Source organism: Thalassospira sp. MCCC 1A01148, assembly GCF_001613795.1.
Taxonomy (GTDB): Bacteria; Pseudomonadota; Alphaproteobacteria; order Rhodospirillales; family Thalassospiraceae; genus Thalassospira.
This window is the reverse complement of record NZ_LPVZ01000020.1, coordinates 119,849-137,367: the sequence shown is the minus strand read 5'-3', so window position 1 is coordinate 137,367 and position 17,519 is coordinate 119,849. Positions and strand designations below refer to the sequence as shown.

The window sequence follows — 17,519 nt, the reverse complement described above, 5'->3', positions numbered from 1 at the left end:
TGCAGGTGGTACATGAAATGCTGTATCTTGCTCAATTGACAATGCCAACAGTGCTTGGCGCGGTGTTGGCTTGGCATTGAAGACGGTGCCGCTGAACAATTTGCGGGTGAGATAGATTGAAACTGGCCACAACTATGGGCAAGGAGCGGGCAACCGAACCTAGCTGGTTGGGGAAAGTAAAAGGAAAAAAGACTAAACTTCAAGGACGCAAGAGATTTGGGAGCGCCATGTTGTTCACCCAATTTGTCTATGGCGCGCTGAAAACGGATAAGATGGATCAAAATCTGTGAAAAACGCTTCGGCCTGGATGATCATCCCCAAACTGCTACGCACCCTGGTGCGCAAGGATGTTGCACTTAAACCCAAGTTGTTGCTCATCGCCGGATTGGTTTATCTGATCAGTCCGATTGATCTGTTGCCCGATATTCTGTTGGGGTTTGGTTGGCTCGATGATCTCGTGATTGTGCCGTTTCTGGGGTGGCTATCGTACCGAAGTCTGCCCAAGGGGGTGCAAAGTGAAATCGTGCCTGACAATACGGAAAACCGGGCAACCTCACGCCGGATGCTGATCTATCTCGGTATTTTGCTGGTCGTGGTTGTTGTCATAGCGATTATGGGCGATGCCAATACCTCGTTTGAACCGGTTGATAGCCCCACGACAAATTGAAGCTCCCCACGTTGCAAAAGTTGTGTGCGTGTTTGACGCATCGCGCCCGGACCCATACTCTTGATTGATCATCTGAACAGATCAGACCGGGAGGAACTCATGGGTGAAGCATTCCGAGCATTGGTGCTAGACCAGAACGAAAATGGTGTTTCAGCAGAATTCAGGGACTTGACCACAGATGACCTCCCGGAGGGTGAGGTTCTGGTGCGGGTCAAATGGTCGACGCTGAACTATAAGGACGGCATGGTCCTGAATGGTTTGGGGCGCCTTGTTCGGAACTATCCGCATGTCCCGGGCATTGATTTTTCTGGCGAGGTCGTTTCATCGAGTGATGATCGCTACAAACCCGGCGATGATGTTTTGCTGACCGGCTGGCGGGTTGGTGAGGCGCATTGGGGCGGGTACGGACAGCTTGCGCGGGTAAAGTCTGATTGGCTGGTGCCGTTGCCTGACGGGCTGGATGCATCGCAGGCGATGGCGATTGGCACCGCTGGCTTTACAGCAATGCTGGCCGTCATGGCGCTTGAAGAGCAGGGTGTATCAAAAGACCAGGACGGAGAGGTGCTTGTGACTGGCGCCGCCGGTGGTGTCGGTTCCGTTGCTGTTTCCATCCTTTCATCGCTTGGATACCGGGTGGCGGCCTCGACCGGGCGGGAAGAGACCCACGCTTATCTGCGTGACCTTGGCGCGACCACGATCATTGACCGAAATGAACTTACCGATACAAGCAAGCCGCTTTTGGCAGAACGCTGGGTCGGGGCGATTGACAGTGTTGGCAGCACCACCCTTGCCCATGTGCTTTCGGAAATGAAGTATCATGGGGTTGTTGCTGCTTGCGGGCTTGCGGGTGGACCAGACTTGCCCGGAACGGTTATTCCATTCCTGTTGCGGGGCGTGAAACTGATCGGCATTGATTCGGTAATGTGCCCCTATGACACGCGCCTTCGCGCCTGGCAGCGACTGGCGCATGAACTTCCAAAGGATCAATTGGCAGCGGCAACGACCAAGATCGCACTTTCAGATATTCTTCCGTGGGGAGAGAAGATCCTGAAAGGTCAGGTAAAGGGTCGTTTGCTTGTTGATGTTCAGGATTGCTAGCAGCATCAAAACCATGCAGAATCAAAGGGTTTTCAATCCCGCTGTTAACGATTGAAAACCCGTTCTTTTGTTAGTTGGAATTGAAAACGATGCCTGACCAACGGTTTCGAATTCTTCTTGTTGAAGATAATCCCGGGGATGCGTTTCTTGTTCGCACCCTGCTTGAAGAAACCGGTGAAGCGTTTGATGTTGAACATCGAAGTGACCTTGCATCTGCAATGGCTGTTCTGAATAGCGACGGTGCAGAGGCATTGTTTGACGTGGTTCTATTGGATCTGACATTGCCGGATTCATCGGGCGTTGACACCATCAGTCGCATTCGCAATTGCGCCAATGTCGCGCCAGTAGTGGTCCTGACAGGCCACAAGGATGAAGAACTGGCTTTCGAGGCCCTTCAACACGGTGCTGAAGACTACCTGACCAAGGAATTTCCGGATGGTCGTACAATCCGGCGTTCGATCCGCTACGCGATCGAGCGATCACGTGCCGAGCGTGCGCTTAAGGAAAGTGAAGAACGTTACCGTAAACTGGTCGAGCTCGCGCCAGAACTGATCTCGGTTCTGAGTGGTGAAGAAATTGTCTATATGAACCAGCAAGGTGTCACCATACTGGGGGCAGGTGACAGTGACAAACTGGTCGGGCGATCCTTCATGGAAATGGTCCATCCCTCGAGCCGCGAAACTCTTGAAGAGTATATTTCGCGCTACCAGAACGGATATCCGGGGCGTGCTGATTTCACAATTATCTGTCAACGCCCGGAGGGTGAGAATGTCGAACTAGAAGTCTCGGCCATTGCCTTCACCCACGAGGGGGCTCCCGCCATGCTGATGTTGGCCGAGGACGTTACAGAAAAACGCAAGGTCGAACGCCAGCTGGTCCAGACCTCGAAGCTTGCAACACTTGGCGAGATGGCGGCCTCGGTTGCCCACGAAATGAACCAGCCGCTAAATGTGATCCGCATGGCAGCAGATACCTGTGCCTTGCAGTATGAGCTCAACGCCGTGAAACCGGCCTTTCAAAAAGAACGGCTTTCGCTGATCAGTTCGCAGACTGAGCGCATGTCCGAGATCATAAAGCACCTTCAGATTTACAGCCGCCCAGATGATGACGATTTTGCACCTTTTGATGTCATGAAAGCGGTTGAACGTGCAGTGGACATGGTTGAGCACGACTGTCGCTTGTCGGGCATTGCGATTGATGTTGTGCCGCCTCGGCAACGTTGCTTTGTAAATGGGCGGCAGGTTCAACTGGAACAGGTGCTGGTCAACATGCTGAGCAACGCGCGTGATGCGATCAACGAGAACGGTGATGACGCCGGAAGCATCGGCGGCCTGATCCGTGTCAGCGCAATGATCGACGACGCCGGAAAAACATTGAAACTGGCGGTCAATGATAATGGTGGCGGTGTACCTGAAGCCGCCATTGACCTGTTGTTCCATCCATTCTTCACGACCAAGGACGTCGGTAAGGGGACCGGGCTTGGCCTGTCTGTCAGTTTCGGCATCGTGGAGGCGATGGGCGGTCGCATTGATGTACGCAACGAGGGGGATGGCGCGTGTTTTGAAATCACCCTTCCGCTTGTTGATATCGGTGTTACCGAAGACGACGCGATCTCAGAGAGCATGCTCGATAATGGTTGGTTGTCCAGTCTGCCGACCAATGCGAAGGCACGTGGCAATATCCGCGTTCTTGTCGTCGATGACGAACTTGATGCCATGGAAATCATATCCGGATACCTGGAGGCACAGGGTTTCAATGTATCTGCAGCAAGCAATGGGGAAGACGCACTGGCACTGGCCGGTGTTTTCCAGCCTGATATCCTGATTACCGACATTCGTATGCCGCAAATGGATGGTAACTCGCTGGTCAGGGAGCTCCGCGAACGGAATCCCGCATTGCCGGTCATCGTCATGACAGGTCACCCCGGGGATGCCGAAAAACCTGTCGAAGATGAAGAGGGCTCTGACGCACCCGTCATGGTGATGTCCAAGCCACTTAACCTCAGAGAGCTTCTGGCAACACTTGATGAGCTTTGCGAGGTGTTTGCGGTGTAACCGTCAAGGCTGGATTGAGCCACACGAAAAGCTCATAAAGTAATGTGCGCAAAGAAAAAGCCCGGCAGCAAGCCGGGCTTTGTCGTGTTTTGTCGCTGGTGTTGACTGCGATCAGGCTTCCCAGCCCAACTGCATGGCAATTTTAACCGCTTGCGTGCGGTTGGCAGCGCCCAGCTTTTTAAAGATCCCTGTCAGGTGCACCTTGACGGTGATTTCCCGAACGGTGAGCTGCTTGGCGATTTCCTTGTTGGAAAGCCCCTTGGTAAGAAGCCCGAGGACTTCACGTTCACGATTTGTGAGCTGGCGCAAGGGATTGTCCGGTGCCAGGCCGTCGAGATCGATCTCACCGGGGCGAATTTGTGTGCCATCATCTTCCAGCAAGGCAGATGGTATGTATTTTTCACCAGAGAGTATCAAGCGCAGTGCATTGATCAGCGATTTGCCCGAAAGTGTTTTTGGCAGATAACCAGACGCGCCATGTTCCAGCGCGTTTAGAACATCACTTCGCTTGACGGAGCCCGACAGGATGACGACCGGAATTTCCGGGTGCTTCTGGCGCATGACAGTCAACCCGGACAATCCATTCATGCCGGGCATGTTCAGGTCCAGGATTGTCAGATCGACATTGCCTTCACCATCAACAACAGAAAGTGCTTCTGCGAAGTCTTTCGCCTGCGCGACTTCTACTTCCGGCGCTGCGAGTTTTAGGAAGGAAGTGATCCCGTCTCTGACGAGGTCATGATCGTCTGCTAGCAGGATGTTCATTTTTATGCCGTACCTGTTCTTGTCCAAAGCTCACTACCAAAAATGGGAAGAGTGGCCCCGGAAACGCGATCCGTACTAGAGATACGAATTCGCGCGATTCTGATATTTTCAATCCAAGCGTCCCCCCCCGGACGCGAGCGCAGCATTCAACAAAACCGTGCCCCTGTCAAACGGCAGGATAGTTTTTGATTTCGGTGGCTATCCATCTGAATAGGTGCATTGGCGCAAGGGTAAGTGTTCATTCGCACGTTGAATAGTATATCAGAGGGTTGGAAGGAACCGTGAGAGCAAAATTAGACAGTGATTGAAAGGTTCTGTCGTGCGCCGTTACGAGATGTCTCATCGACTTCTGCGGATTCTTTGGTAGTACCGTTTATTTCCATACCATCAGCGGTTGCTCTTTGCAGGCTGGCCTGCCGGAAAGCAGCCATGTCGGCTCCTGACGGTGCGTTGGGTGCGAGTGCCGCATTTTGCAATGTGGCCAGCGCCCGGTCGCGATCTGCTGCAGTGCCGGAAACAGAAACGCTGACATCAACATGTCCACCAATAGCATAGGCGTTGCCATCTGGTCCAACCTGATAGGTATATTGCGGTGCGGAGCCATATGGACCGGCTGCCGCTGCATGAGCTTCTTCTTCTTGGCGTACAGCAGAATCACGGGCCCGGAGTTGATTAACCACAGCTTCCTCTGCCGTGTCGAGGTCACGGCCGGCTGAATTGTTGCCTTGCGAGCTGTTATTCTTTTCGTTGGCTTCCACAGCTTCGCGGTATTCCGCGCGGCTTACCCCACCGGCAACAGCCTGTGCTTCGGTCAGTGTGCGCGGATCAACAATGCGCTTACGTGCACTGTCCGACCCGGAACCTGCGACAGAATAGGGTGACTGGTTTGTGGCGTTGCCGCCTTGGCGTTGAAGTTGGACAGCTTCATACTCAGCCAGCACACGCCCATCAGCGGTTTGCGCGATTTCCCGAACATTCAGGATAACGCCCAGTCCGCCTCCATTTGGATTGGCTATGGTTTGACCTGCTGAAATCATCTGTCGCTACGTCGTATTACGTTCAAAACCGAAATGGAAAAGAAGCATACGATACCAGAAAAGCTGTCTTGAGTCTCGGATTACGATTCAGGGTCTGATTTCCACCATCTCGCACGCATATTGTGGCGGTTGATGGCTTGCGCATGTGTACCCTTGCTGGTATCAGAAATTCCAAACGTTCCAGTGGCGCAGCAAGCGTCCCAAAGTGTGATTCAATCAGGAATTCTGACGCGCATGTCCGACTTTATCATTCCGGCCGATGAAAAAGTACTCGTCACCGGTGCTGCCGGTTTTATCGGTTCCCATCTTTGCCTGAAATTGCTGGAACAAGGGGCGACCGTTGTCGGGCTTGATAACGTCAATGACTATTATGACGTGAACCTCAAGGAAGCGCGCCTTGCACGGCTGGAAGGCAAGCCCGGTTACAAGTTCGTCCGAATGGACCTCGAAAACCGCGAAGGCATAGCCGATCTGTTCGCCACTGAAAAGCCGACCTATGTGGTCAATCTGGCCGCTCAGGCAGGGGTACGCTACTCGATTGAAAATCCGCATGCCTATATCGATGCCAATCTTGTTGGCTTCACCAATATCCTCGAAGGATGTCGCCACAACAATGTGAAGCATCTTGTTTACGCATCCAGCAGCTCGGTCTATGGCATGAATACGGAAATGCCGTTCTCCGTTCATCACAATGTCGATCATCCGATAAGCTTGTATGCGGCATCGAAAAAAGCCAATGAACTGATGGCCCATACCTACAGCCATCTCTATCGCTTGCCGACCACCGGCCTTCGTTTCTTTACGGTTTACGGTCCTTGGGGACGCCCGGATATGGCGTTGTTCCTGTTCACCAAGGCGATACTTGAAGGCAAGCCGATCAATGTCTTTAACGAAGGCAGGATGCGCCGCGACTTCACATATATCGATGATATCGTCGAAGGGGTCTATCGCTGCATTTCGACGGTCGCCCAGCCGAACCCGGACTGGAACTCGGCCAAGCCCGATCCCGCAACCAGCTCGGCACCTTATCGGGTGTTTAATATCGGCAATAACAACCCGGTGGAGCTGATGTATATGATCGAAACGATCGAGAAGGCGCTTGGCAAAACGGCAGAGAAAAACATGCTGCCGATGCAGGATGGCGACGTTCCGGCAACCTATGCCGATGTTGATGCGCTGACCGATGCCGTCGGTTTCAAACCAGCCACTTCAATTGAAACCGGTATTGGCAATTTCGTGGAATGGTATCGCCGTTTCTACGGATGAACGGCCCAGAGGTTTGAACTGTAACCGTGAATTCATAGTTTCGAGCTGACCACTTTTTCGTTGCAGGTTCATTGCCTGTCTTCGATTATCTGAACAACTTCAGATTGCAGGTGGCAGGGATGCGTTCGAAAACGAGCTCACATACAGACAAAGCATCTTTATGGCTGGGCAAACCGGCCCACAAATTCACGTCAGGTTTCTTTGCCAGTTTGTCGGTTTTTTGGACCATCTGTGCCGTTATTGAGGGCGCAGGCATATTGCACGCGTTCGATATTAATTGGACCGATGTTCTTTTGGGGCGATCACACTCGGCAACCGTAAGTGTTTTTGGTTTTACCTTTTCATTGATATTGGGCTTCTGGTTCTATTCGTTTTCAACTCATCCCACCCGGCGAGATGCCTTGTATGGTCTGGTTGGCTGTATTGCCGCAGCATTGCTTTGGTATCAACTGATACAGGATTTCCCTTCTTCCATGAACGAAGTGGACCTTTCGTGGTTATGGCTTTCAATTGTTCTCAGCTGCCTTTTCATCCAACTGACTCGAAGACTTTACGCGAAAAGAATACTCCTGTTCATTGCTCTTTGTTTGACTGTGCCTGTCGTTGCAGAAGTCTTACTTGGGGATGATTGGAATGTGCCGTTGTATGTATCGGCTTATTGGTTGAGCCAGGAAGGCGCATGGTTGCCACTGTCTGCGGTTTTCTTTATTATGTTTCCGATATGTTTGTTGGCGTGGCGAGCAGACCAAATCGAACTTGGATACAAATTCAAAAGACGTGCCCTTGCATGGGTCTCAACGCAGGCAAGTTTGTCCCACGCGATTTTCCGCCCCGTGAATAGCCAAAATCTCTATTGGCGAAAGCAATCATTCGTTTTCTTATTGGTTCTGATCGGTCTCATTGGCGACAGGGTCGAGTTGGGTCATATTGGGTTCTTGTTGACCTTGCTGGGGGGCTTGTCCCTTCCTCTTTTGCTGGCCCGGATACTTGAGACCGAAGGACGCAGTCGACGCGAAAGTCACAAAAAGTTGTGTTATGTGTTGGTTTATCTAATGCTTCCGGTGATTCTTCTGGGGGCGATAATTTCAGACGCATTGTTTTTTGTTTTCACGTTTGCCTGTTTTTCCGCTGCTCTCCAGTTCCAGCACAAAGGTAGCGGTCCGACACGATCTGCCGATTTTTCTTACAGCTTAACTGCGTACGTTTGTTCGGTGGTCTACAATGCAGTTTTTCTTCTGTTTATAGCCCTTCTGGCATGGGTTTTGGGAATGTTGATGCCGTTGCTATGGGGCTATCGGGACTTGCTTGATTTGCAGGCCTTCGACCTTATCATTTTCAGTTCTTTGACCGCCATTGCTTTGGTTGGTTTGTTCGCAAAACTTCGTGGTCGCTGGGAAAAGTCGTATTCAGATGCCGTTCTCGCCGGTTTCTTTGTGTTTGTGTATTTTTTCTTTGTCGACGGAAAATCGCCGGGACTGTCAGGAGGCTTGGCCGTAACAACGATGCTGGTCGGAACCATATTTGGCGCCACGGCTATTGAGATCATTGATCGACGTAAGGACTTTGGTCTTGCACTTTTGAATGCTGGCAGGGAGACTTACTTGTGGGCGATTGGGTGCCCAACTGTCCTTATTCCGCTGCTGGCTATCAGCATACTTGTAAGCGCACTTCACAGAATGCGCTTTTTTACCATCAACTACCTAATGTAGCGCAGTAGTCGTTTGCGTGTAAAAGCGGGATAGATTGGAAAATGGTGCTGCTGGGGAGATTTGAACTCCCGGCCTCTCCCTTACCAAGGGAGTGCTCTACCCCTGAGCTACAGCAGCCCGATAAACAGGCTGACCGATGGGCAATGGTGCTGCTGGGGAGATTTGAACTCCCGGCCTCTCCCTTACCAAGGGAGTGCTCTACCCCTGAGCTACAGCAGCATGAGCCCTTGCGGTGCGGGCGGGTTATAGGCCACGTATCTGCAATTGGTCAAGCCTGAATTATGCGAAGTTTTTCGATTGTTCCCGTCGCAGGCCTTTTCGCCCTGTTTTCGTCAAGATCGGCTGTAATTTTTCGCGCGCTGTTTTATAACAGGCCAATCGCTCAAACCCGCATAAATCTGACGGAACTTTGATTGCACCATGACTGCCAAGAAATCTGACATGCGTCCGGCCGTAAACGAGGAACGTTTAAAACGCGAAGCCGAAGCCCTGCGTGCCAACCTGGCCAAGCGCAAGCAACAGCAACGCTCACGCAAAAGCGATCCCAAAGCTTCGGCCGCAGACGAAAAATCTGAGGACTGATCACGCGCGTCATTTTTCACCTTCGCTTTGATGGACGCGTGCATCGTTTGGTTGATCTTGAGGCCAGCGGGCGGGTAAAACCTTGGGTGCTGAACGTGGTTGGGATTTTCGCAAAAACAGGGGTGGCACTATGTCGGTAAGACCGGATCACTGGATACGCCAGATGGCGCAGGAAAAAGGTATGATCGAACCGTTTGTCGACGGTTTCAAACGCGATGGTGTGATTTCCTATGGTGTCAGCTCGTACGGCTATGACGCACGCGTCGCTGACGAGTTCAAGATTTTCACCAATGTCGACTCGGCCATCGTCGATCCCAAGGAATTTTCCGATGACGGGTTTGTCAATCGCCAGACCGACGTCTGCGTGATCCCGCCCAACAGTTTTGCCCTGGCGCGCACCGTGGAATATTTCCGTATCCCGCGCGATACGCTGGTGATCTGTTTGGGGAAATCGACTTATGCCCGTTGTGGCATCATCGTCAATGTCACGCCGCTTGAACCCGAATGGGAAGGGCATGTGACGCTTGAGTTTTCCAATACAACACCGCTTCCGGCGCGCATTTATGCCAATGAAGGGGCCTGTCAGTTCATCTTCCTTAAGGCGGAAAGTGAATGCGATACCTCCTATGCGGACCGTGCAGGGAAATATATGGGCCAAAAAGGTGTCACATTGCCGCGCCTGTGATAAAGGGATGGCACAAATCTGGTGGTGAACCACCGAGACACGCGTTTGCTGTGCCAATGCGCACAGCACAAAGAGGACTGAATGGACAAGATCAAGATTTCCGGTGGTCGCCGGCTGCAGGGCAAAATTGCAATCGGCGGGGCCAAGAACGCGGCTTTGCCCTTGATGGCAGCAGCCCTGCTGACAGATGAAACGCTGACGTTATCGAACCTGCCGCATCTGGCAGACATCACCTCGATGGCCAACCTTCTGGCACAGCATGGTGTGGCGTTACATCTGAACGGGCATGCACCCAATGGTGGGCACAATGGTCGCGTTCTGGAAATGACTGCCAAGGAAATCACCTCGACCACGGCGCCATACGATCTGGTGCGCAAAATGCGCGCCTCTGTTCTGGTACTGGGGCCGATTGTCGCACGCTGCGGTGTTGCGCGTGTGTCGCTTCCTGGTGGATGTGCGATTGGTAACCGCCCGGTTGATCTGCATCTTAAGGCGCTGGAAGCCATGGGCGCAGAAATTCACCTGACGGAGGGTTACATCGAAGCCCGTGCACCCGAGGGCCTTAAAGGTGGGCACATCCTGTTCCCGCAGGTTTCGGTCGGCGCGACGGAAAATGCCCTGATGGCCGCATCGCTTGCCGATGGTGTTGTAACGATTGGCAATGCGGCGCGTGAACCCGAAGTTTCCGACCTGGCCCATTGTCTTGTCGCCATGGGTGCCGAAATCGAAGGCATCGGTACTGACACCCTGAAGGTCACCGGTAAGCCGCGCCTGCATGGTGCGGAATATTCAGTTGTGCCGGATCGTATCGAAACCGGCACCTACGCGATTGCCGCCGCCATCACCGGTGGCGAAATCGAACTTACCGGCACGCGCCTTGAGCTGATCGACAGCCTTGTTGACGCCATGCGGGCAGCAGGTGTTGAAATCGAAGAGACCGAAGACGGCATGAAGGTCCGTGGCAACCGCGCGACGCTTAAGGGCGTCGATGTCATGACCGAACCCTATCCCGGTTTCCCGACCGATATGCAGGCGCAGTTCATGGCGCTGATGTCGGTGGCCAACGGTGCATCCATGATCACCGAAACAATTTTTGAAAACCGCTTCATGCATGTCCCGGAACTCAGCCGTATGGGCGCGGATGTTAACGTGCATGGTCGTTCGGCGATTGTGCGCGGCAGTGCGAAGCTTTCCGGTGCCGAAGTTATGGCAACTGATCTTCGTGCCTCCGTTTCGATGGTGCTTGCAGGCTTGGCAGCCGAAGGTGAGACGGTTATTAACCGTGTTTACCATCTGGACCGCGGTTATGAGCGGCTTGAAGAAAAACTTAGCTCCTGTGGGGCGCAGATCGAACGTGTCCGGGTTCCCGCCTGATTTTTGACCACCGGATAACTGAAAAACGCGTAAGGCGACTGATTGATGAGTGACGAAAAGCTGGTGCTTGCCCTGCCCAAGGGGCGCATTCTTGACGAGGTGATGCCGCTGGTACGATCCGCCGGGATCGAACCTGAAGCAGCATTTGATGATCCGAAATCCCGTGCTCTTCGGTTTGCCACCAACCATCCGCATATTGATATCATTCGTGTGCGCAGCTTTGACGTCGCAACCTTCGTGGCTTTTGGCGCGGCCCATATCGGTGTCTGTGGTAACGATGTCCTGATGGAATTTGACTATCCGGATATCTATGCGCCGCTTGATCTTAATATCGGTCATTGCCGGATTGCTGTTGCCGAACCCGAAGAAATGATTGAAGGCGATGATCCGTCGCGCTGGTCGCACGTTCGTGTGGCAACCAAATACCCGAACATTACGCGCACCCATTTCGCCAAACGCGGTGTACAGGCCGAATGCATCAAACTAAATGGCGCGATGGAGCTGGCACCGACACTTGGCCTGTGCCGTCGTATCGTTGACCTTGTTTCGACGGGTAATACGCTCAAGGCCAATGGTTTGCGTGAAATCGAACATGTTGCCGATGTGACATCGCGTTTGATCGTCAATCGTGCAGCGCTCAAAACCCGCCCGACTGATATCCAGCCCTGGATCGACCGTTTTTCCGAGGTACTCAATGCCGCTTAAGCTTTCCACTACTGACGCAAGTTTTGAGGAAGATTTCGTCAAGCTTCTGGGCATGAAGCGGGAATCCGATGCAGATGTCGATGCGGCCGTTGCCAATATTATCGATGATGTTCGCACACGTGGTGACGAAGCGGTTTGTGAATATACCAATCGCTTTGACCGCCTGAATATCGACGCTTCAGGCATGGCGGTAACCGCCGCCGAAGTTGATGCGGCCATAGGCGAGATTGATGCAGACCTTCTGAAGTCGCTGGAACTGGCCGCAACGCGCATTCGTGCCTATCACGAAAAGCAAATGCCCACCGATGAACGTTACACCGATGAAAGCGGCGTTGAGCTGGGCTGGCGCTGGCGTGCCGTATCTGCGGCAGGTCTTTATGTGCCGGGTGGTCTGGCATCCTATCCGTCGTCGGTTCTGATGAATGCCATTCCGGCAAAGGTTGCCGGCGTTGAGCGCCTTGTCATGGTGGTGCCGACCCCCGATAACAAAATGAACCCGCTGGTTCTGGCCGCCGCCCGTATTGCCGGCGTTGACGAGATTTACCGGATTGGCGGCGCACAGGCGATTGCGGCGCTTGCCTATGGTACGGACACCATCAAGCCTGTCGACAAGATCGTTGGTCCCGGAAACGCGTTCGTCGCGGCCGCAAAACGCCGCGTATTTGGTCAGGTCGGTATCGACATGATTGCCGGGCCTTCTGAAATTCTCGTCGTTGCCGATGGCAGCAACGATCCAAGCTGGGTGGCCGCCGACCTGTTGTCGCAGGCCGAACATGATCCGGTGGCGCAATCCATCCTCATCACGGATGACGCAGGTTTTGCCGATCAGGTGCAGGTGGCGATTGATGTGCATCTGGAAACCCTGCCGCGTGCAGAAATCGCGGGCGCAAGCTGGCGCGACTTTGGTGCAATTGTTTTGGTCGAAAATCTGTCGCAGGCTCCGGCCCTTGTGGATCGGATCGCACCGGAACATCTGGAGCTGGCGGTCGACGACCCGGATGCACTGGCAGAAGAGATTCACCATGCCGGTGCGATTTTCCTGGGCCGTTACACCCCCGAAGCCATTGGCGACTATGTTGCCGGGCCGAACCATGTGCTGCCAACGGCGCGTTCGGCGCGGTTCTCGTCCGGCCTTGGGGTTCTGGACTTCATCAAGCGGTCATCGCTGATCAAGTGCACACCCGAAAGTCTGGCAAAGATCGGACCGGCGGCAATCGCCCTTGCAGAAAGCGAAGGTCTGCAGGCACATGGACTTTCGGTAGCGATCCGGTCAAACCAGATGTAAGCTGTTGCAATGCAGCGTGTGAGGGGACCGCAGGGAGAGAGCCATGGCAGAAAACCAGTGTATTGCCGGTATCTATCTTGACGAGAAATACAAGGTAAGGCGCCGTCCTGAGGTCGAGCACGAGCAGGCGGTAGCGATCTATGACCTTCTGGAAGAAAACCATTTCGAACCCGCAGGCGGGTTTGAAGGGCCGTATTCGGTGCATATGCGCATCGAAGACAATCGCATCTATATGGATGTGCGCGGCGATGATGATACCGAAAACCTCACCACCATTCCCGTGCCGCTTTCGCCATTTCGCCGGATCGTCAAAGACTATTTCATGATCTGCGAAAGCTATTATGACGCCATCAAAAAGGCCAGCGCTGCCCAGATCGAAACCATCGATATGGCGCGTCGCGGTCTTCACAATGAAGGGTCCGAACAGCTGCGCGAACTGCTTGCCGACAAGGTGACGATTGATGAAAATACCGCCCGTCGCCTGTTTACGCTGATTTGTGTCCTTCACATCCGGGGTTAAGGCACGGTGGCAGAAGAACTTCCCGGCTCGGTTCTTTTTGCCTGCAGCTACAATGCCGTGCGTTCGGTGATGGCTGCTGCCCTGATGCGTCACTATCACGGGACCCGCATTTATGTTGAAAGTTGCGGGGTGCGTGCCGGTGACCTTGATGGCTTTGCCGTCGCGGTAATGGAGGAAATCGGTCTTGATATTTCCTCATACAATTCCAAAACCTTTGATCAGCTTGAAGACGGCTTCTTTGATCTGATCATCACCATGTCCCCTGAGGCCCAGCACCGTGCGGTCGAAATGACCCGCACGATGGCGTGCGACGTGGAATTCTGGAATACATTTGATGCCACGATTGTCGAAGGTTCACGTGAAATCCGTCTGGAAGCCTATCGCCAGGTACGTGATCAGATTAAAAAGCGCATTCTTGATCGTTTTCCAATCGGGCCTGCGCCAAAAGTCTGACCGGGTGGGTCAATTCGATCTCGCCAGGGCGTCGAACGCACCCCCGTCCAGCACATAGATCTTCTCATCATCGGCGTGACGCATGCCAAGCTTCTCATAAAACCGTTGGCCCACTGCATTTTCGGCATCAACCGATAGCCGGATATAGGATTTGCCGCTGGCATGGGCGTGTTTGGCAACCGCGCTGACCAGACGTTTGGCAAAACCGCCACCGCGATGGCTTGGCGCGACATAAAGGTCCTGAATATAAAGCCCGGCCCGTCCGCGGAATGTCGAATAGCTTGGAAAGAACAGGCACATGGCGACCGGCGTGTCATCGTCAATGGCGATCAATGCTTCAAACGCACGGTGCTCGCCAAATCCATCGCGCGACAGATCTTCGGGGGTACTCGCAATCTTGTCCGCGCATCCTGTTGCCTTGCCGATCTCGCAAATCATGGCGTGAAGTGCCGGTGCGTCATGACGTTGCGCAAGACGTATTTCAATGGTGTGAGGATTGGTCATCAGGTGGCTTTCTGCATAGTGTCAAAGACAAGGAGGTATCCTAGGATGCAAGGAGACATTCGGAAAGGGGGCAACCGACGTTCTTTTGGTCGCGGTCGGTTTGGGGCGGTTTGACAAGACCAAGACTACGCCATTCGTTTAACGCAGTGCTGTAACGCCCTGCTTTGGGCGTGAAAGGACTTGACCTTTTGCCCGGTTCAGAGCAGTTTGCGGCCCACCGGTATTTTGATATTGCAATACGAAAGCTAGGAGTCACATGGCTAAAGAAGACGTTATCGAGTTTCAGGGCACTGTCGTTGAACTTCTGCCCAATGCGATGTTTCGCGTGAAGCTGGACAATGACCACGAAATCCTTGCCCACACCTCGGGCAAAATGCGCAAGAACCGTATCCGTGTTCTCGCAGGTGACCGTGTCAGCGTCGAAATGACCCCTTATGACCTGACCAAAGGTCGTATTACCTTCCGTTTCAAGTAATCTGAAACCACGACCAAGCGCAAATTGACCTTGTCTGGCGGGGCGTTTACCCTTGCCGTCAGGGTGCATTTTGCTGCCTGCATCGAAATGTGAGTACTCATCACATTTCTGGTCGGAATGGTCTGGGACGGATATCCGGGAGCCACATCTTGTCGAAACTGATATTGGCATCTGCATCGCCGCGCCGTCTTGAGCTGCTTGCGCAGATCGGAATTGTGCCAGATCAGGTTGTTCCCGCAGATATCGATGAAACACCCGAGCGCGATGAAAGCCCGCGTCGGCTGGCCCTTCGCCTTGCCGAGGAAAAGGCACGTTTTGTTGCCAAGACCAATGGCGGGGCCTTTGTGCTTGCCGCCGATACGGTTGTCGCCTGCGGCCGACGTGCGCTGGGCAAGGCAGAAGACGTGGCCGAGGCGCGAAAGTTCCTGACCCTTCTTTCAGGGCGCAGGCATCGGGTCTATGGTGGCATGTGCCTGATTGCGCCCGACGGCACCACGCGTTCACGTGTGATCGAGACACAGGTAAAGTTCCGGACACTGGGCGAGGATGACCTGAACCGTTACCTGTCCCATGATGAATGGCAGGGCAAGGCAGGCGCCTACGCCATTCAGGGCTACGGAGCGACCTTTGTAAAGGCGATCTCGGGATCATATTCCAATGTCGTCGGACTGTCGCTGTGCGAGGTGGACGGTCTTCTGCGCGGCCTTGGCTATACCCCCAAAGAGGTTTGATCATGGCAGTTGGCGGCACCCATCATACCCGCCTGCTGATTGACGCCGTCGCGCTTGAGCGCAGGGTTGCCCTGATCGAAAATGACCGCCTGACGCGATTGTGGATTGATCGCGGTGGTCCCGCACGCTTTGATATCCATCTTGGCCGTGTTTCAAAACTGATGCCGGAAATGGCCGCCGCCATGGTTGCTCTGGACGGTATGGCTGACGGGCTTCTTCCGTTTGATCGCTATCACGGCCCGCTGCATGAAGGGCAGTGGGTTCTCGTCCAGATTTCCCGTCTTGGTTTTGAAGACAAGGGTGTAAAGCTTACCGGGCGGATTGCAATCGAAGGTGTGGGCATGATCCTGCGACCGGGGGCCAACCATATCGAGTTGCCGCGCAAGCTTAAAGATGGCGATCGGCGCACTGAACTGCATGACTTGCTGAGCTCTCTTGAGGCCGGTCAGGACGGCATCATGCTTCGTTCGGTTGCGCTGGATTGGACGCCTGATACGATCACGGCTGAATACAAGCTTCTGAAATCACAATTGAAAAAGGCCCAAAAGGCCCTGTCTGAGGCATCCAGGCCGCAAATGGTCAGCAAGGCGCAATCAGAAACCGATCAGGTGATCGAGCGGCATCTGATGGCGGGCGGCGCATGTGTTGTTGATGGCACAGACGAATTCGTACGCCTGCGTGGATTGCTCACCATGCTTGGCAAGTCCGATGACAATCTTGTGCGTCATGTCGGTAGTCGACTGTTATTCGATGATCAGGATATCGAAGAAGAAATTGCCGCTGCTTTGGCACCGCGCGTTGAACTGGACGGTGGAGGCTGGATCGCGATTGATCCGGCGACCGCACTTTGTGCCATTGATGTAAATGCCGCCGGGGCAGACGCCGGGCGCGACAGCGAAACCCGTGCGGTCGACATCAATCTTCGGGCGGCAACCGAAATCGTGCATCAAATCCGCCTGCGCAACATCGGTGGCCTTGTGGTGATTGATCCGCTTCGCATGAAATCACGGGCAGGGCGCGACAAGTTTGAGGCCGCAATCCGTGACGCCTTTGGCGACGAACTTGATGGTGCGGTTCAGATTGGCGGCTTTACCCGACTGGGGCTGTATGAATTCAGCCGACAACGTGCTGGCGAATCGCTTCGTGCCACCTTGTTTGCACCACGGGGACGCGCCCGTCTTTTGCCTGATGCAGCACTGAATTCCGTTGTGCGCGCTGTTGTTGCGGAAACCCGAAATGGGGTGAGCGGGATGGTTGATCTGTCCGTAAGCCCCGGTGTGGCAAAGACACTTGCGGACAGGGACGATGCGATCCAGATCCTGACAAATGCCTTTGGGGTTGCGCCGAAAATTGTCGCGGACCCGACCCTCGAAGACGATGCCTATCGGTTGGAGAAGAACTAGCATGAATGAAAAAAAGACAACGAAAACAGCCAGCTCGGACTGCGTGGTTTGTGGCAAGCCGGCCGATGAAAAATACAAGCCGTTCTGCTCCAAACGCTGTGCGGACCTCGACCTTGGCAAATGGATGAATGAAAGCTACGCCATTCCCGCCAGCGAGCCACCAGAGTATCTCGAAGACCTTGAAGATGAAGAAGAATTTTAATCCG

20 protein-coding genes and 2 tRNA genes are annotated in these 17,519 nt (G+C 53.8%); 17 read left to right on the top strand and 5 right to left on the bottom strand.

Annotated elements, in window-relative coordinates; genetic code table 11:
• Positions 1-116 precede the first annotated feature (116 nt).
• The 4 genes from AUQ43_RS20280 (at position 117) to AUQ43_RS10240 (ending at position 3,819) form a co-directional block, all read left to right on the top strand.
• Positions 117-290, top strand: a complete 174-nt coding sequence (locus tag AUQ43_RS20280) for a hypothetical protein (protein ID WP_157088453.1) — start codon at positions 117-119, stop codon at positions 288-290.
• On the top strand, positions 287-667 hold the full coding sequence (locus tag AUQ43_RS10250) for a YkvA family protein (protein WP_232310651.1): 381 nt from the start codon (positions 287-289) through the stop codon (positions 665-667). Before AUQ43_RS20280 ends, AUQ43_RS10250 begins: the two co-directional genes overlap by 4 nt.
• A 99-nt stretch (positions 668-766) precedes the next feature.
• Positions 767-1,765: an MDR family oxidoreductase gene (locus AUQ43_RS10245; RefSeq protein WP_062956202.1), complete on the top strand. Its 999-nt coding sequence runs from the start codon at positions 767-769 to the stop codon at positions 1,763-1,765.
• 89 nt (positions 1,766-1,854) lie between these two features.
• The gene (locus tag AUQ43_RS10240) at positions 1,855-3,819 is read left to right on the top strand and encodes a response regulator (protein WP_062956201.1); all 1,965 of its coding nucleotides are present in this window, start codon (positions 1,855-1,857) and stop codon (positions 3,817-3,819) included.
• A gap of 111 nt (positions 3,820-3,930) precedes the next feature.
• Here AUQ43_RS10240 and AUQ43_RS10235 read toward each other — a convergent pair whose 3' ends face one another.
• Positions 3,931-4,584, bottom strand: a complete 654-nt coding sequence (locus tag AUQ43_RS10235; protein ID WP_062956200.1) for a response regulator transcription factor — start codon at positions 4,582-4,584, stop codon at positions 3,931-3,933.
• A gap of 293 nt (positions 4,585-4,877) precedes the next feature.
• Positions 4,878-5,621 (bottom strand): putative metalloprotease CJM1_0395 family protein, encoded by a 744-nt coding sequence (locus tag AUQ43_RS10230; protein ID WP_062956199.1) that lies wholly within the window; start codon positions 5,619-5,621, stop codon positions 4,878-4,880.
• Positions 5,622-5,855: 234 nt separating this feature from the next.
• On the opposite strand from AUQ43_RS10230, the gene AUQ43_RS10225 reads away from it, so the two are divergent.
• Positions 5,856-6,887, top strand: coding sequence for an NAD-dependent epimerase (locus AUQ43_RS10225; protein WP_062956198.1), 1,032 nt, complete (start codon positions 5,856-5,858; stop codon positions 6,885-6,887).
• Between the two features lie 119 nt (positions 6,888-7,006).
• Positions 7,007-8,596 (top strand): hypothetical protein, encoded by a 1,590-nt coding sequence (locus tag AUQ43_RS10220; protein ID WP_062956197.1) that lies wholly within the window; start codon positions 7,007-7,009, stop codon positions 8,594-8,596.
• Positions 8,597-8,638: 42 nt separating this feature from the next.
• Here the strand turns inward: AUQ43_RS10220 and AUQ43_RS10215 are convergent.
• A tRNA-Thr gene (locus AUQ43_RS10215) sits at positions 8,639-8,713 on the bottom strand.
• 27 nt (positions 8,714-8,740) lie between these two features.
• Positions 8,741-8,815 (bottom strand) — tRNA-Thr (locus tag AUQ43_RS10210).
• 201 nt (positions 8,816-9,016) lie between these two features.
• On the opposite strand from AUQ43_RS10210, the gene AUQ43_RS20275 reads away from it, so the two are divergent.
• From AUQ43_RS20275 to AUQ43_RS10180, 7 genes are all read left to right on the top strand, one after another.
• Positions 9,017-9,178, top strand: a complete 162-nt coding sequence (locus AUQ43_RS20275) for a hypothetical protein (RefSeq protein ID WP_157088451.1) — start codon at positions 9,017-9,019, stop codon at positions 9,176-9,178.
• A gap of 130 nt (positions 9,179-9,308) precedes the next feature.
• Positions 9,309-9,863 (top strand): dCTP deaminase, encoded by a 555-nt coding sequence (dcd, locus tag AUQ43_RS10205; RefSeq protein WP_062956196.1) that lies wholly within the window; start codon positions 9,309-9,311, stop codon positions 9,861-9,863.
• Between the two features lie 81 nt (positions 9,864-9,944).
• On the top strand, positions 9,945-11,237 hold the full coding sequence (gene murA / locus AUQ43_RS10200) for a UDP-N-acetylglucosamine 1-carboxyvinyltransferase (RefSeq protein WP_062956195.1): 1,293 nt from the start codon (positions 9,945-9,947) through the stop codon (positions 11,235-11,237).
• 45 nt (positions 11,238-11,282) lie between these two features.
• Positions 11,283-11,942: an ATP phosphoribosyltransferase gene (hisG, locus tag AUQ43_RS10195; protein WP_008891763.1), complete on the top strand. Its 660-nt coding sequence runs from the start codon at positions 11,283-11,285 to the stop codon at positions 11,940-11,942.
• Complete coding sequence (gene hisD, locus AUQ43_RS10190; RefSeq protein WP_062956194.1) at positions 11,932-13,227, top strand: histidinol dehydrogenase; 1,296 nt, start codon at positions 11,932-11,934, stop codon at positions 13,225-13,227. Before hisG ends, hisD begins: the two co-directional genes overlap by 11 nt.
• A 43-nt stretch (positions 13,228-13,270) precedes the next feature.
• Entirely contained in the window at positions 13,271-13,747 is a 477-nt protein-coding gene (locus AUQ43_RS10185; RefSeq protein WP_044828074.1) for a UPF0262 family protein, read from the top strand.
• A 6-nt stretch (positions 13,748-13,753) separates the two neighbouring features.
• Entirely contained in the window at positions 13,754-14,200 is a 447-nt protein-coding gene (locus tag AUQ43_RS10180) for an arsenate reductase ArsC (RefSeq protein ID WP_044828075.1), read from the top strand.
• Positions 14,201-14,209: 9 nt separating this feature from the next.
• On the opposite strand, the gene AUQ43_RS10175 is transcribed toward AUQ43_RS10180, so the two are convergent.
• Positions 14,210-14,704: a GNAT family N-acetyltransferase gene (locus tag AUQ43_RS10175; RefSeq protein WP_062956193.1), complete on the bottom strand. Its 495-nt coding sequence runs from the start codon at positions 14,702-14,704 to the stop codon at positions 14,210-14,212.
• A 256-nt stretch (positions 14,705-14,960) separates the two neighbouring features.
• Between AUQ43_RS10175 and infA the strand changes: the two genes are divergently transcribed.
• From infA to AUQ43_RS10155, 4 genes are all read left to right on the top strand, one after another.
• Entirely contained in the window at positions 14,961-15,179 is a 219-nt protein-coding gene (infA, locus tag AUQ43_RS10170) for a translation initiation factor IF-1 (protein WP_007092059.1), read from the top strand.
• A gap of 149 nt (positions 15,180-15,328) precedes the next feature.
• A complete protein-coding gene (locus AUQ43_RS10165; protein WP_062956192.1) occupies positions 15,329-15,910 on the top strand; it encodes a nucleoside triphosphate pyrophosphatase in 582 nt (193 codons plus the stop codon).
• A 2-nt stretch (positions 15,911-15,912) separates the two neighbouring features.
• On the top strand, positions 15,913-17,313 hold the full coding sequence (locus AUQ43_RS10160; RefSeq protein WP_062956191.1) for a ribonuclease E/G: 1,401 nt from the start codon (positions 15,913-15,915) through the stop codon (positions 17,311-17,313).
• A gap of 1 nt (position 17,314) precedes the next feature.
• A complete protein-coding gene (locus tag AUQ43_RS10155) occupies positions 17,315-17,515 on the top strand; it encodes a DNA gyrase inhibitor YacG (protein WP_062956190.1) in 201 nt (66 codons plus the stop codon).
• Positions 17,516-17,519 lie beyond the last annotated feature (4 nt).